Below are 14,618 nucleotides of genomic sequence, written 5' to 3' on the forward strand. Positions count from 1 at the left end.
CCAACATTAAGGCATGCGTACTTTCACTTGTCTCTGAATAATCGTTTGGACCTGGCAAGCTGATCAATGGGTCCAAGAGAGAAACGATGGCCCGACGATGACGGTACCGCCGTTCCAGTGATCCAATCTGCGCTGAGACTTATCGAAGGATTACAAAGTTGTAAGTTTCGGAACAGGCGATTGTGAGACTGATCGGGCATACCCGTGTGTGGTCTTGCGGAGCATCCCATGCAGAAATCCACGCTTATCCTTGCCGCCATCTTTGCACTTTTTCACTTGGCATTTGTCGCGCCTTTCGTTCCTGTAGCTAATATCTTGCCAGCTGGGCTTGGCGCATTGTCCATGTCTTCAATGGCGATGTCCCTGATACTGGCGGCAAGATGGCGCCTTATTGATCGTTTGATGGGCGGACCGGATAAATCCTATGCTGCACATCGCTGGTTAGGTTTCTTTGCACTAGCGGGTGCTTTGGGTCATTGGGCCCTGGCCTCTTCGGTTGGCTCGGGCCTTTTGCCCCTCCTCGCAGAAAGCGGCGAAAACTCGGGCACAATTGCTGCATTGGGATTGCTCGTCATGACCGCGGCGGCGATGGTTCGGGCGATCCCCTACCACGTGTGGAAGCTTAGCCACATGCTGATGGGGCCGATCTTTTTGTTCGCGGCGTACCACACCTTCTTTGTCGCCAGCCCGCTAGCTGTTGGTGCAGCACCATGGGCATTGATGGCAGTCGTGTCGGTGATTGGTTTGATCGCCTGGGGCCAAACGCTGTTACGCAAACGAACGCCGACAAAACTGGTGAGCGTTTCCGAGGTCACACCTTTTGAGGGTGGCGTGGACATTACATTGGCATCCGACACACCTTTGTCTTCCTATCGGCCCGGGCAGTTTGCGACGCTCGCCCATAATCGCGCCCGTGCAGAAGCGCATCCCTTCACAATCGCCGGTGGTGACGAATGGTCCCGGCGCTTTGTGATCCGCGCAGCGGGAGACTGGACCAATAGCTTTGTTCAGAACGTCACAAGGGGCGATGCTTTCCGGCTGAGCGGTGGCTTTGGCCGGTTTTTGCCGCAGATTCACGCTGGCAGAACAGAACAGCTGTGGGTGGCAGGCGGTGTCGGGATCACGCCGTTCCTCGCAGCGTTGGAGAAGATGCAACCAGACGGCAATGCGCGGATAACCCTGCTCTATTGCATCCGCTCAAGGGCATCGGCTGGCGCCATCGCGACGGTTGAAAAACACGCCGCGCGACTGCCCCAACTGGCGCTGACCGTTGTCAATGAAGCCCACGGTGATCTTCTGATTGCAACGCGACTTGCATATGTCGTGCGTGAGATGTCCAGCGATGCAGAGGCCTATCTTTGTGGCCCGGAAGGCCTAAAGCTACTGGTTGAAACGGCGTGGGATACGCAGGGAAAAACTGGCGCGATCCACAGTGAGAGGTTTGACTTTCGGGGCGCTTACAGCTTGGCTGACCTGATTTACATCGGAAAGCCCGTTGTTGAGACTGCCCGGACCTGGGCGAGAACGAAAGTGAATGCCGTCAATGCGCCTCTTGGTTCTTGAAGATGATGCCTCGCTCGGCCCTTGGACGGAAAAAGGTCTGCGTGAGGCGGGGCATGTTGTAGACCTATTCACCGATGGCAAAGACGCATTGGTTGCGGCCATGGGCCAAGACTATGACGTGCTCGTGCTCGACCGCATGGTTCCCGGTTTAGATGGGCTGTCGGTTCTCAAGGCGTTGCGACAGGCCAAGGTGACGGCGCCAGCGATCTTTCTAACAGCGCTTGGCGAGGTGGATGATCGCGTTGCAGGGCTTCGTGCCGGTGGCGATGACTATCTGGTCAAACCATTTGCCTTCAGTGAGCTGCTGGCACGGATCGAGGTCCTGGCGCGGCGTGTTGGCACGCCAGAGGATCGGTCCTCCATTGTGACCGCAGGTGACATTACGATTGATTTGCATAAGCGTAGCTGCACGCGGCAAGGACGGCCTATCGATCTCAATCCGAAAGAGTTTCTGCTGCTAGAGGTGTTCTTGCAATCAAAGGGCCGCGTGCAAACCCGGACAATGCTGTTAGAGCGGGTTTGGGACATGAATTTTGATCCCACGACAAGTGTTGTTGAAACCCATATCAGCCGCTTGCGCCGCAAGATTGAAAAGCCGTTTGGTGACACGGTCATCAGAAACATCCGCGGTACTGGATATGTCTTTGAACCGGTTTAGCCGATTGCTGCGCCTTTCCGCCGTGCGGCAAGCGTTTGGGTTTCTGATCCTTTTCTTTACCATTTCGATTGTCGCGTGGGGCGGCACATTCCTACTTGTCAGTTGGGAAATGCAGCGCATCGTCGACGCCCGATTGATGGAGCGCATGGATGCAGCAATCGCATCCTTGGATGCTGGTGTGGCGTTGCCCGCTACCGAAGCTGATGAGACTGCAGGTTTTGTAGATGGCGACGAGAAGGAGGGGCTAAGAACAGAAGACCTCGAAGGCAGCTCTGTTGAAATGCGATATCTGGTTCGCACGACGTCGCATGGTCGATTGCAAATTGGCGAAAACACCGAGCTGCAAGAGGAACTTCGGGATATTCTCGCTGGCGGTATGCAGATCAGCTTGCTTGCGACGATACTCCTGACCGCCATCGCAGGCCTTTGGATGGCCCGTCGCAGCCAGGATCGCTTAGACACTGTCAGCATTGGTCTGGCCAAAGTGGCGCAAGGAGATTTAGGTGCGCGTATCGCGCTGGAGGGCAATGACGATATCAGTCTTCTGGCCGACCGCATTGATGGCACGACGGCCCGTCTTGAGACGTTGGTCATGCAGATGCGCGTCCAATCCTCCAACATTGCACATGATCTCAGAACACCACTGGCCCGTCTGCGCGCGCAGCTTGAAACCAACTTACTGGCGCTGATTGAGCGGGACCGGCCAGTGAAGACGGACGATCTTGAAAATGCGCTAGAGCAGATAGATCGCATCACGGGCACCTTCGAAGCGCTGCTACGTCTGGCGCGGATCGAGAGCGGCGCAGGGCGAGACGCCTTCAAGACCATGCGATTGGAAGAGCTGATTGCTGAGATCGTCGACACATATGGTCCGGTGGTCGAAGAGGCTGGCCAGACCCTCGAAGTCACCGTCCAGGATGCGGCGTCAATCGCAGGCGATCATGACATGCTGGTGCAGCTTCTCGCCAACCTGATCCAGAATGCTTTGCGACATGGTGCCGCCAACCAAACCATCAGCATAGGCGTGCATGGTCCAAGGCTCATTGTCACTGATGAAGGGCCCGGAATCCCGTTTGGGGAGCGGGAAAACGTCCTGCAGCCTCTGCATCAGGGCGAGGCCACGCGTCAGGGCGAGGGGTTTGGTCTGGGCCTGTCACTGGTGCGCGCCATATCCGAACTTCATAGCGCGGAACTGTCTTTGTCAGATGGTCCGAATGGCCGTGGCCTGTGCGTTACTGTGAACTTCCCAAGACTTACAGATTTGTAATTCTCCGGTGAGCGCCCAGACAACATAGCTGCTGATAATCCCGACAAACACACTGATTGATTTGCGAAGAGGATTGTCTCAATGAGGTTCAAATACCCGGCGGTCCAGAGCCTGCGTTCGCGGCTCTTGTTTCAGGCGACGTTATGTCCCTGACAGCCGAAAGGAAACAAAAATGAACCGCCGTCAGTTCTTGATCGCAAGCGCCGCGTCCACATCGGCATTCGGCACAATTGCGGTGACGCAGACCGCTCCGCGTCCACTTCCTGTGATCCCGATCACAGACCTGACGGGTGGCATCAACATGCGTGTCCCACTTACTCTTGCTCCTGGCACGCATGATTTCGGCAATGGTGCAGTCAGCCAAACACTCGGGATCAATCATAACTATCTTGGACCCGTCATTCGGGCAAAGCAGGGCCAGACCATTCCATTCGATGTGACAAACAATATCGGTGATGTATCGACCATCCACTGGCATGGCCTCCATATCCCCGGCGACGTTGATGGGGGACCTCATCAGGAGATTGCGGATGGCAGCGTCTGGTCACCCGACGTGCCGATTGTGCAGCATGCGTCGATGAACTGGTTTCACTCGCATATGCACGGCAAAACGGCTCAGCAGACTTACAATGGCCTCGCGGGTGTCCTCTTGATCGAGGACGATGCGAGCCTGTCTGCGGATTTGCCGAAAACATATGGCGTCGACGATTTCACACTCGTCTTGCAAGACAAAATCTTCAATGCAAGCGGGCGCATGAGCTATGAACTGACCGCAGAAGTGTTCGAAGATGGCTTTGAGGGGGACACCATGGTCGTCAACGGTGCGATTGCGCCCGTGTCTCAAAACGTACCGACTGGTCTGGTGCGATTGCGCATCCTCAACGCCTGCAATGCCCGCTTTCTTGAGCTTTCGATGCGAACGGGAACGTTGACTGTGATTGCATCCGATGGAGGGTTTTTGTCATCAGCCGTTGAAGCTGAAAGCATCCTTATGTCACCGGGAGAACGCTATGAGGTGCTCGTCGATATGAGAAACATCGATACAAATGCGCTGCAGGTAAACCTTGGTGGAGGTGCCGGATTATTTGCGGGTCTTTTTGGCGGCGATCAATTGACAACAGTGCTGACATTGGCGCGTACCGCAGATCAGGGGTTCACCGGGGCGATCCCGGATCAATTGGCAAACCTCGCCCCGCCCCGCGCTACCGATGCGACGGTAACCCGGTCTTTCGAGCTACAAATGGATGTGGGCGCAGACCTCGTGGCCCTTGCGATGGCCTGGGAAAACTTCTGCGGCAATGCAGGTGCGATGGCGATCAATGGCCAACCGATGAAGATGGACCGGATCGATGAAACGGTTCGCAAAGGCGATACCGAAATCTGGCGCATCTCTGTTGATGATCAGTTGCACCCTTTCCACATCCACGGCTGTTCGTTCCGCATATTGAGCCAGAGCGGCGCCGAGCCACCTGCCTATGCGCAAGGCTGGAAAGACATGGTACATGTGGAAGACGGCTGGTCTGAAGTGTTGGTCAAATTCGACCATGAGGCCCCTCCCGACGCGCCCTACATGTATCATTGCCATATTCTGGAGCACGAGGATTGCGGTATGATGGGTCAGTTCACCGTTACTTAGGCCGGTCTTTTCTATAAGCCGTATCAATGACATTGCTCTAACTGGCTAGAGTTCGTTGTATGTATTATGTCCTCTAAAGGGCTGTGCTTGCTTCGACGATCTTTTGTGCTGTCTAGAAAGGCTGTTTCCGCAATTGCTAACCGATGCTTTGTCGGCGAGTGCCAAAAGGCGTAAGTTGCGGTTCCCTGAAATCGACATTCTGGCGTCGGTAGACGGCAACACATTGCATTTCCGTGCCAAAGCCATGTGTCCAGCAACTACGATGTTTGATGGGGCGAAGTAACGCGATGTCGCTTCAATGGTCAGAGACAGAGTGCCCTTGGACTAAATGATTGCGTGTGGCCGACTTATTGCATGTTTTAAGACGACGTGCATTGATAGGCATCGTGGCGGCTTCCGCGTCCTTCCATAGAAACACCTGCGAGACGTAGTCTGCGGAAGTCACAAAGCTTGGCTTTAGAAACACGGCAGCGTTCATTCGCGTTGCTTAAGATCGACTCATGCTACCTTTGGTTTGGCGTATCTGTTTGCCTATAAGGACAATTGGCAATTGATACAAAAACGCTTTGTTCTGGGGTGAGCATACCTTGCTCGATCGACACTCAGCCGGTTTTGCGCTTACGCGCCTGCAGGTTTGCGCTGGCGTACGTGTTGATCATATTGAGCGTATTTACAAAAGCCTCAATCGAATAGCCGAAAATGAACGACAGTAAGTAGATCAAAGGGCGATTCAGATCGACCGTCAGAGTCAGAATATTCGACGGTACTAGCAACATCGAGAAGGTCAAGGCAGCAAGGCCTGCAAATACTGTACGCAGCACAGAGTAGCTGAGGCTCAGGGCCGACACATTCGTGTTCAAGATCCGCCACATGCAATAGACGATGGACCCCAGCGCGCCATAGATGATCGGGAGCGCCCAGAGGTGGACGATGTTCAGCCGCTCCTGCAATTCCTGCATGCGGGCGATCACTGAATAGCGCGATTGGGCATAGGTGCTACTTGCCTCGCGGCCCGCAGCCTGCATCGTGGCAAGTTCAATCCGGGCAATTTGCGACAAACTCTCGCGGAAGCTGCTGTCGATGGCGCTGCCCTCAAGCGCGGCTGCAGGATCATCCGGCAAGTTATCGGTCCGCATATGCACCGTCTGGATGTCACTGATTTCAGGACAGGCGAGGAAAGGGGCCCACGCGCTGTCCGTGCCACAATAGCGGTCCTGCGCGGCGCTTCTCCATTTCGTGATGGGGTTAAAGTCTTCGCGCAGTTCATGCATGCGCTGCGGTAACAACTCTTCGCTATGATATTGCGTCTTCAGCGCCGAGAATTGCTCAAGATAAACAAGCTGCGGTTCCAGATCGCCGTTTGGCGTGTCCCCCGCCGATTGAGCAAAGTAGTTCTCAAGCTCAACCAGTTGCATCATCGCGCCGAAATGGTCGAATTTGACGAATTCCTGTGCCTCCTGAATGACGAAGGTCGCCCGGTTCGACCAATAAGAGAAATGAAAGGCGCCAACCACCAGGACAAAACCGATGATCGCCAGTAGGGGACTGCTGAGCGTGTGGTGCTTGCTGCGATGGGGTGATCGGCCGCTCAACACCTCATTCAGCGTATAGGTGTCGACGGTTGCAAGCGCATTGTCATAAGCCTCCTGAAACGCGCGGCTGAGTTCGTTGACCTCGTCATCGGAGAAGGTCTGGTTCTTGCCTTCATCCTCGTAATCGAAGGGTTTGTTGTCAAAAGGGCGCAAAGCACTGACCAGCGCCAGACAATCCTGTCCCTCGATCCGGAGAAGATAATCCCGCACATGCGTGCTTTCGCGGCGCAATTTGTCCAGGCTACTCTCTGTCTTTCGCGAAAGATAGGCCATTACTGCATCACGCCCTGAACGGGCCCCTGTGGCAGCGTGCACCGGCAAATCTGGCCTCTATTGACCACGACGACCGGCCAGCACCATTGTCCGCTTGGCAGTACGCATGATCCTTGGGGGGCTTGTTGGGCCGCGACTGGCACCGTCAAAAAGATGAATGTGATCAGTGCGGCAAGGCACCGTTTGGGCGTTGAAACAAACATAGTAACCCTCGACTAAAATCGTGTGGATCGCTTAAGCACTTTAGAAATAATGACTAAAAATTAACACAAACTGTGCCCAGCGTCAAAACAATGCAGGGCAAGGTATCCCTGACCGGCGCAAATCGCGCGAATGGGGATTGCACTTTGATGATGCTGCGACAAAGCTCTTTGCGATGTGGCAGCGAATAGTATCCAGTGATGGCGGACGCAGCGCGCTGATGATCAGCCCGCCGTTTCTTTATGCGTTGCTGCTCTTGGCGTTTCCGCTGGCGGCGATCTTGCTGTTCAGTTTCTGGACGCAGGACTTCATGACTGTCGATACCACGTTCACGCTGGACAATTACCGCGAGATTGCCACGCAGCCGATCTATGGCACGCTGTTACAGCGGTCGCTTTATGTCTCGGCCTGCGTGACCCTCGTAACCGTTTTGCTTGCCTTTCCAGTGGCTTATTATGTGTCCTTCCATGTGCGCCCGGAACGGAAATCGCTGTGGCTCTTCCTGATCACGATCCCGTTCTGGACGTCGTATCTGATCCGCGTTTTCCTGTGGAAGGTGATCCTGGGCTTTAATGGCGTGATCAATACCGGGTTGATCAATATCGGTCTGATTGAAGAGCCGCTGACCTTTATCCTTTATAACGTCAACGCGGTGATCATCACGCTCGCGCATGCTTTTGCGCCCTTTGCGATCCTGCCGATTTTCGTCGCATTGGAAAAGATCGACCGATCGCTTTTGGAGGCCGCGCAGGACCTTGGCGAGAACCGGGTGATGACGTTCTTTCGGGTGACATTGCCCCTGGCGATGCCGGGCGTTGTGGCGGCGGTGTTGATCGTCTTTATCCCGACGATTGGCGATTACGTGACACCGGAGCTGATGGGCGGAGCGGGTGGCAAGCTGATCGCCAATATGATCCAGACCCAGTTTCTGGCGCTGAACAATGCGCCGCTTGGCGCAGCACTTGCCATTGTCGCGATGCTTTGCGTCTCTGCAATCGCGCTGGTCTTTGTCTTGCTCAATCGCCGCTGGCTGCGGGGGCGGTCATGAGCTTGCGGTTCTACGCCATTGCCTACCTGATTTTCCTTTACGCACCAATCGCTTTGCTGCCGATCTTTGCGTTCAATGACGCGACGATTATCGCCTTCCCGTTAAGCGGTTTCACCACCAACTGGTTCTCGGAATTGTGGACCAACACCGCCTTGCACACCGCCGTTGGCAACTCGGTCTTCATCGCGATGATGACGGCCATCCTGTCGACCTTGCTGGGCATCTGCGCCGCCCGCGCGGGGGCGATGGCCAATTTCCCGATGAAGGCGGGCATCATGGGCTTCATCATGCTGCCGCTGGTCCTGCCTGAGATTATCGTGGCGGTGTCGTTGCTTGTGGTCGTGGTGCAGATCTTTGATCTTGGCCTCTCGAACTGGACGATCATTGCGGCGCACGTGTTGATCTGCACGCCGTTCAGTATCGCGATCCTGAACGGCGCCTTCCAGAACCTTGATCCGTCGATGGAAGAGGCGGCGATGGATCTGGGTGAGACGCGGTTTGGCGCGTTCCGGTCCGTCACCTTGCCACTGGTGATGCCGGGGATCATTTCGTCGATGCTGATTGCCTTCACGATCTCGCTTGATGAATTCATCATCGCGTTCTTTCTCTCCGGGGTCAGCCCGACCATGCCCGTCTATATCTGGGGGCTGTTGCGGTTCCCGGCCTCATTGCCTGTTGTGATGGCGCTAGGAACCATCCTCGTTGCGCTTTCTATCCTGTTGTTAACAATCGCAGAAATCCTGCGCCGCCGCGGCCTGGCGCGTGCAGGTGTCGCCGATAAAGGGGGCTTTCTTTGACCGCTCTGATCACGCTGGAAGGCGTTAACAAGTATTACGGCGACTACCACGCGCTGCGTGATATTGATCTGACGATTGACGAGGGGGAGTTCTTTTCGCTCCTTGGCCCGTCGGGCTGTGGCAAGACCACGCTCTTGCGGACGATTGCCGGTTTTGAAAGCGTTTCCAGCGGGTTAGTGGCCATAGGTGGTAAGGATATGGCGGGGGTGCCCGCGAACCTGCGGCCCACTAATATGGTCTTTCAATCCTACGCGATTTTCCCGCATCTGAGTGTGGCTGAGAATGTGGCCTTTGGCCTGCGCAAGCGGTCTGATCTGAATAAACAGGCCAAGCAGGTGCTGGTCGATGACGCGCTGGATATGGTGGGGCTGGATGGCTATGGGGGGCGGGCCGCGCATGCCTTGTCCGGTGGCCAAAGGCAGCGGGTAGCGCTTGCCCGCGCGCTGATCCTGAAACCCAAAGTGCTGCTCCTGGATGAGCCGCTTTCTGCGCTCGACAAGAAGATGCGCGAGCAGATGCAGGTGGAGCTGATGCGCCTGCAGCGCCATGTAGGGATCACGTTTATTCTGGTGACGCATGACCAGGAAGAAGCGCTGGTGATGTCCGACCGTATCGCGGTGATGTTTGAGGGGCGCATCGGACAATTGGCGGATGCAGAGACGCTCTACCGGCGTCCGCGCAACCGGCAAGTGGCTGAATTCATTGGAAAGATGAACTTCTTGGAGGCGGATGTGACGGCCATGGGCGACGCCATCTCTCTGCAGGTTCAGGGGCTGGGTGGCTTGCAGATCACGCCGGAACAATCGCCAGAGGTGCGCGAGACCGGCGCTGCAGTCGTGGGGATCAGGCCTGAGACTTTGGGCATTCTCTTTGAGGGCGAGACCACCGACCGCAAGCTGGCGGAGGGGGTTGTTGATGAGGTCGTCTATTATGGGGACATGACTTATTACGATGTGCGGATCACAGGCGTTGAAAAGCCACTGAATATCGCGATGAAGAACATCATCGGGCAGCCGGTGCTGGATGTCGGCGCGCCTGCGCAGGTGATCTGGGATGAACGATCTTTGGTGTTGCTGAAGTGAGCGGACGCGCAACGGTTTTGCGGGGAGACTAGGACCCACCCGCTGATGCGCGTTAATTTCAAGGAAAACGGGGCGATTGCGGTATAAAGAACCGGTACAACACCCGTACAGAACCTGTACGTACACTTGTGCCGTTTTGGGTGGTTAACGGTCCGTTCGGTGTAAGAACCTGAACAGTGTATGAATTGACAGTGCGATGCCGATGGTGGCCGCCGCGTGTGGGTGGGTGTGAAAGACGGGGAGCATAAGAATGGAAAAAGTCGAAGCAATTGGCGGCATCTTCTTTCGCGCCAAAGATCCCGCCGCGCTGGCGGCGTGGTATCATGAAAAGCTTGGCATCAATCCCGTCCCGCAGGACCCTGAGGGTCAGCCGTGGATGCAAGAGGCCGGACCAACTGTCTTCGCGCCATTTGCAGAGGATACCGATTATTTCGGACGGATGGATCAGCAGTGGATGCTGAATTTCCGCGTGCGCGATCTGGATGCGATGATCGCCCAGCTTGAGGCGGCAGGCATCGAGATCGGCAGGCGTGACGACATGGAGGGCATCGGACGGTTTGCGCGCATCCATGATCCGGAAGGTAACCCGATTGAGTTGTGGGAGCCGGTTGCACCTTAAAAAATTGGCCGGCCCGCAGAGATTCGATGGCACGCTACGCTATCGATCAAGGTGCCTATTCAACCGCGACAACGGAAATCGAGGTCAAAGGCACTTTTGGCGGCTATTCGGACTTAGCAGGCATCTGGTCATGGCGGATCGTTGACGGTGTCTCCGTCAAAGCTGCCATTCGTGCAGTTCGCAGCATCTTAAAGCGCGGGTCGTCGTTGCGTCTCCTAAGTGGCCTATCGCCATCCAAATAAGCTGCCAGCGGTTTCAGCGCTACGCGGGTCAAAACTGAGATGAAGAAAAAAGGTTGCTCAATGCGCAATTCAGCGGCAGAAGTCGATGGATGATCAATCTATTTGAAGACTGCCGGTTAGCGAGAGGGAAGCAAAAACATGCCAGAAATTAACAATATGGGCCAAGTAAACAACGAGTATGGCGTCTGCGGATTCACTAGTGCGCTCTACGCGCTCTACACGCAAAGCCCCGAAAATCAGCAGGAATACCTTTCGGGTGCTGCGAAATACAAGTCACGCGTCGCCGCAGAAATCAAGATGTTTCTGAAAACCCTCGAAGCTGAAGGTGACGCTAGTAGTGGGAACAGCTTGTTTCAACAGATCACGGATTTCACGCGTACTTTTGGAGGAGACTACGCCAACTTTTCGATCCCAAAATACGTAAGCGCCATCAATACTATGACCACCGGCGCAGCACAGGCGGATAGCGTCGATATATCGATAGCAATGCCTCCTGAAGCTGTCGTAAAATACCTTCGCGAAATCTGTAATTTGAATGCCGCCATGGTCGATCCCAGTCAGCAGCCCTGGCCCAAGGAAGCGATTATAGGTGTTCGCCATGGCAAGACAGCTCCTGGAATGTATGACGGATTGGAACACTACGTCTACAGAAAGGATCCGACGGTGTATTCTTGGGGCGACCGGTTTGAAAGCCTCGCGCACGCAGGTCAAACTCAAGGTAGACAGTACGAGGCCTGCGTCATGATTGCGATATCGAAGTAAGGGTGTTCCTCAAAATTTCGATATACTCCCCAACGAATAGCGCTGGAGAAGCGCGGTTGTCAGCAGTCTGGTGAGGAGTGCAGCTGTCAATTTGACGAACCGCTTCAATAAATGGTCTGACTGCACATCAGTTACGCAAAGAAGGGCCTCTCATCGCCTTTCGCGTTGGATGCTGCGCGATGTGAGTATGTCCAGAACGGGCTTCTTCGCTCAATTCGCAGCGTAGTGAACGAAGGGCGGCGTGGCTGGGCTTGTGTCCTTACGACATGCTGCAATTACCTTGAAACACGAATGCCGCCCAGCATGTCTGGGCGGCATGGAGATCTTGGCGCTGATCAGGCTATTAAGTGGGTGTCGCGCCGTTGGTTTTGGGCGTGTCGATCACCTTAGCCTGCGGCGCGGAGATGGCGTCATCCTTTTGCGCCGGGGCAGGGTAGGCGTTGCCTGTCACTTCGGCCAGGCCGCCCTCCATGCTGAGGCCCAGTTCTTCGCCCAGCTTTTTCATTGCGGGCATCTGCAGGGCCATGCCCATGATGCTGTCGAGCGCCTGGTTGACCGGGGCGCCGGGTGTGCCTTCGCCACCTGACGCGCCGTTCATGCCGGTGACCTGGTGGATCTTGATGCTGTCGATCTTCTCGGCAGGTTTCACCATTTCAGCGACGATGGCAGGCAGGGCTTCGAGCCGCGCGATGTCGAGCTTCATCTTGATGATCTCGGCGCTCAGCGCGTTCTCAGCACCCGCGATGGCGTGGCGACCTTCGGCCTCGGCCAGCATGTCGCTTTTCTTGGCCTCGGCGCGGATGGTGAGCGCGTCTGCATCGGCTGTCGCTTCTTCGCGAAGGGCGGCAGCGCGGTCAGCGGCGGCATCCTTTTCGGCCTCAGCGGCCAGACGGATCGCGGTTGCCTGACGCTCAGCCTCTTTCGTGGCTTCGATCAGGGCGATCTGCTTGGCGCGGTCAGCCTCAGCTACCGCACGGGCGGTCTCAATCGCCTCTTGCGCTTTCTTCGCTTCGGCGCGGGCAGTGTCCGCGGAGGCACGGGCGCGGCTTTCTTCCTCGGATTTCTGCGCGATGATGATCTGACGATCCTGATCGGCGACTTCGAGTTCCCGCTCATTCGCGATCTCGGCCTCGCGGATCACGCGTTCGCGTTCGATCTCGGCTGCGCGGATTTCACGCTCTTTCTCGATCCGCGCCTTTTCCTTGGCCTGATCGGAGATTTCCTTGTTCCGCGCGATCTCGGCTTCCTGCTCGGCCTGCAGGATCTCGATCTGTTTGATCTGCGCGATCTTCGCCTCTTCCTGCGCACGCTCAATCTCGTATTTCTGGCGCTCGGCTTCCATTTCGGCCTGACGGACGGCGACGTCCGCCTCGGCGGTGATGGTTGCACGCTCTTTCTTTGAGGTCGCGATGACCTCGGCCAGTTTGCGCATACCGACGGCGTTAAAGGCGTTGTTTTCGTCCAGCGCGTCGAATGAGGTCTGGTCGAGCGCGGTGAGGGATACCGACTCCAGTTCCAGACCGTTCTTCAGGAGGTCCTCGGAAATCGCGTTTTGCACCTCTTGGACGAATTCAGAGCGGTTTTCGTGGAGTTCATCCATGGACATGCGTGCAGCGACCGAGCGGAGGCCGTCGACAAGCTTACCCTCAATCATCTCGCGCAACTGATCGACGTTGAATGTACGGTCACCAAGGGTCTGCGCGGCGCGGCTGATGCCGTCTTCGGTCGCGTTGACCGAGACGTAGAATTCCACGCCCACATCCACACGCATCCGGTCACGCGTGATGAGTGAGGCATCGTCTTTCCGGTGCACCTCCAACCGCAAGGTCTTCATGTTCACATAGGAGATTTCGTGCAGGAACGGGATCGCGATGGTGCCGCCATCCATAATGACCTTGCGCCCGCCGGACCCGGTTTTGACAAGGCTCACCTCCCGCGTTGAGCGGCGATAGAGGCGGGCCATGATCAGGCCGATGAAGATGAAGAGGCCGATGATTGCGGCCGCAATGATGAGTATGGATTGTAGGTCCATTGAAGTCTCCTTGCTTTAGAAAAGTGTTTGCTTGGTTTTTGTTACGGTGTGATGTCGACGACAAAGAACATGCCGTCGCGTTTGCGGATCACGTGCACATCGCGCCCTTGCGGGATTTCCACGTCATCCTCCAGCGGTTCGACCCGCAGGTAATGGATGTTGCCGTGCCGGTCCTTGATCTTGGCTTCGGCGGGGCGGCCACGGCGGGCGGTGCCTTGGGTGATGACACCGTGATGGCCACCCAAAAAACGGGTGCGCATGGCCGTGCTTTCGGTCTTTGGCATGATAGCGGCGACGACGGCTGCGATAAAGCGGGTGCAATAAGCGCTGATTAATGTAGCGGCGGGCACTGTCGCGATCAGAGGCAGCGCCAAACCGGTAAGCGCGGTACCGGCCTGCAGGATCACAAGCCCAGACAGTCCGAAGATCGTCAGAAACGAGACGAGCCATATCATGAACGGCGCGTCCTTGAGCCCAAGCCAGCCAAGCATGCCCGATGGGGCGATATCCGTATCCGGTGCATCAATTTCGACATCCATTTCCGCATCGACGTCAAATTCAGCGTCAAGGTCCACGTCAAAATCTGCGTCCATGTCGATATCGACATCCGGTGCATCCGATCCGGCGGCCAGCACGCTGCCACCCAGGATCAACGCGATGATCTCAAGCATGAAAAGCCCCGCAACAACGCTCAGCGCGATGGAAAACGGTGCGGCTTCTGGTGTTAAAAATGTTGTGAGCATTGTCCCTCCTTCTGATGTATACATAGGTATACACGTTCAGTTTTTGAAGGAGACTTCGACAAAATATTAAGATTCAATAGCTTGCAGTGTTCCTTGTATGTAA

13 protein-coding genes are annotated in these 14,618 nt (G+C 55.9%); 10 read left to right on the forward strand and 3 right to left on the reverse strand.

Going from position 1 to position 14,618, the window contains the following annotated elements:
* The first annotated feature begins 228 nt into the window (after positions 1-228).
* The 4 genes from SLH49_RS11755 (at position 229) to SLH49_RS11770 (ending at position 5,124) form a co-directional block, all read left to right on the forward strand.
* Positions 229-1,563 (forward strand): ferric reductase-like transmembrane domain-containing protein, encoded by a 1,335-nt coding sequence (locus SLH49_RS11755; RefSeq protein WP_320269330.1) that lies wholly within the window; start codon positions 229-231, stop codon positions 1,561-1,563.
* Positions 1,544-2,221, forward strand: a complete 678-nt coding sequence (locus SLH49_RS11760) for a response regulator transcription factor (protein ID WP_320269331.1) — start codon at positions 1,544-1,546, stop codon at positions 2,219-2,221. Before SLH49_RS11755 ends, SLH49_RS11760 begins: the two co-directional genes overlap by 20 nt.
* Positions 2,208-3,488, forward strand: a complete 1,281-nt coding sequence (locus SLH49_RS11765; RefSeq protein WP_320269332.1) for a HAMP domain-containing sensor histidine kinase — start codon at positions 2,208-2,210, stop codon at positions 3,486-3,488. Before SLH49_RS11760 ends, SLH49_RS11765 begins: the two co-directional genes overlap by 14 nt.
* Before the next feature lie 172 nt (positions 3,489-3,660).
* Positions 3,661-5,124, forward strand: coding sequence for a multicopper oxidase domain-containing protein (locus tag SLH49_RS11770; RefSeq protein ID WP_320269333.1), 1,464 nt, complete (start codon positions 3,661-3,663; stop codon positions 5,122-5,124).
* Between the two features lie 602 nt (positions 5,125-5,726).
* Here the strand turns inward: SLH49_RS11770 and SLH49_RS11775 are convergent.
* Entirely contained in the window at positions 5,727-6,989 is a 1,263-nt protein-coding gene (locus SLH49_RS11775) for a hypothetical protein (RefSeq protein ID WP_320269334.1), read from the reverse strand.
* Positions 6,990-7,365: 376 nt separating this feature from the next.
* Here SLH49_RS11775 and SLH49_RS11780 point away from each other — a divergent pair, with 376 nt between their 5' ends.
* The 6 genes from SLH49_RS11780 to SLH49_RS11805 all read left to right on the forward strand — a co-directional run bounded on the left by SLH49_RS11780 (position 7,366) and on the right by SLH49_RS11805 (position 11,740).
* The gene (locus SLH49_RS11780; RefSeq protein ID WP_320269335.1) at positions 7,366-8,238 is read left to right on the forward strand and encodes an ABC transporter permease; all 873 of its coding nucleotides are present in this window, start codon (positions 7,366-7,368) and stop codon (positions 8,236-8,238) included.
* Entirely contained in the window at positions 8,235-9,035 is an 801-nt protein-coding gene (locus tag SLH49_RS11785) for an ABC transporter permease (RefSeq protein ID WP_320269336.1), read from the forward strand. Before SLH49_RS11780 ends, SLH49_RS11785 begins: the two co-directional genes overlap by 4 nt.
* Positions 9,032-10,117 (forward strand): ABC transporter ATP-binding protein, encoded by a 1,086-nt coding sequence (locus SLH49_RS11790; RefSeq protein WP_320269337.1) that lies wholly within the window; start codon positions 9,032-9,034, stop codon positions 10,115-10,117. The genes SLH49_RS11785 and SLH49_RS11790 overlap by 4 nt, the downstream gene beginning before the upstream one ends.
* A 250-nt stretch (positions 10,118-10,367) precedes the next feature.
* Positions 10,368-10,736: a VOC family protein gene (locus SLH49_RS11795; RefSeq protein WP_320269338.1), complete on the forward strand. Its 369-nt coding sequence runs from the start codon at positions 10,368-10,370 to the stop codon at positions 10,734-10,736.
* A gap of 26 nt (positions 10,737-10,762) precedes the next feature.
* On the forward strand, positions 10,763-10,978 hold the full coding sequence (locus tag SLH49_RS11800) for a hypothetical protein (protein WP_320269339.1): 216 nt from the start codon (positions 10,763-10,765) through the stop codon (positions 10,976-10,978).
* 138 nt (positions 10,979-11,116) lie between these two features.
* The gene (locus tag SLH49_RS11805; RefSeq protein ID WP_320269340.1) at positions 11,117-11,740 is read left to right on the forward strand and encodes a hypothetical protein; all 624 of its coding nucleotides are present in this window, start codon (positions 11,117-11,119) and stop codon (positions 11,738-11,740) included.
* Between the two features lie 343 nt (positions 11,741-12,083).
* Here SLH49_RS11805 and SLH49_RS11810 read toward each other — a convergent pair whose 3' ends face one another.
* Complete coding sequence (locus SLH49_RS11810; RefSeq protein ID WP_320269341.1) at positions 12,084-13,772, reverse strand: flotillin family protein; 1,689 nt, start codon at positions 13,770-13,772, stop codon at positions 12,084-12,086.
* Positions 13,773-13,813: 41 nt separating this feature from the next.
* Entirely contained in the window at positions 13,814-14,515 is a 702-nt protein-coding gene (locus tag SLH49_RS11815; protein ID WP_320269342.1) for a YqiJ family protein, read from the reverse strand.
* Between the last annotated feature and the right edge of the window lie 103 nt (positions 14,516-14,618).

Origin of the sequence: Cognatiyoonia sp. IB215446, assembly GCF_033963825.1 — a bacterium.
Lineage (GTDB): Bacteria > Pseudomonadota > Alphaproteobacteria > Rhodobacterales > Rhodobacteraceae > Yoonia.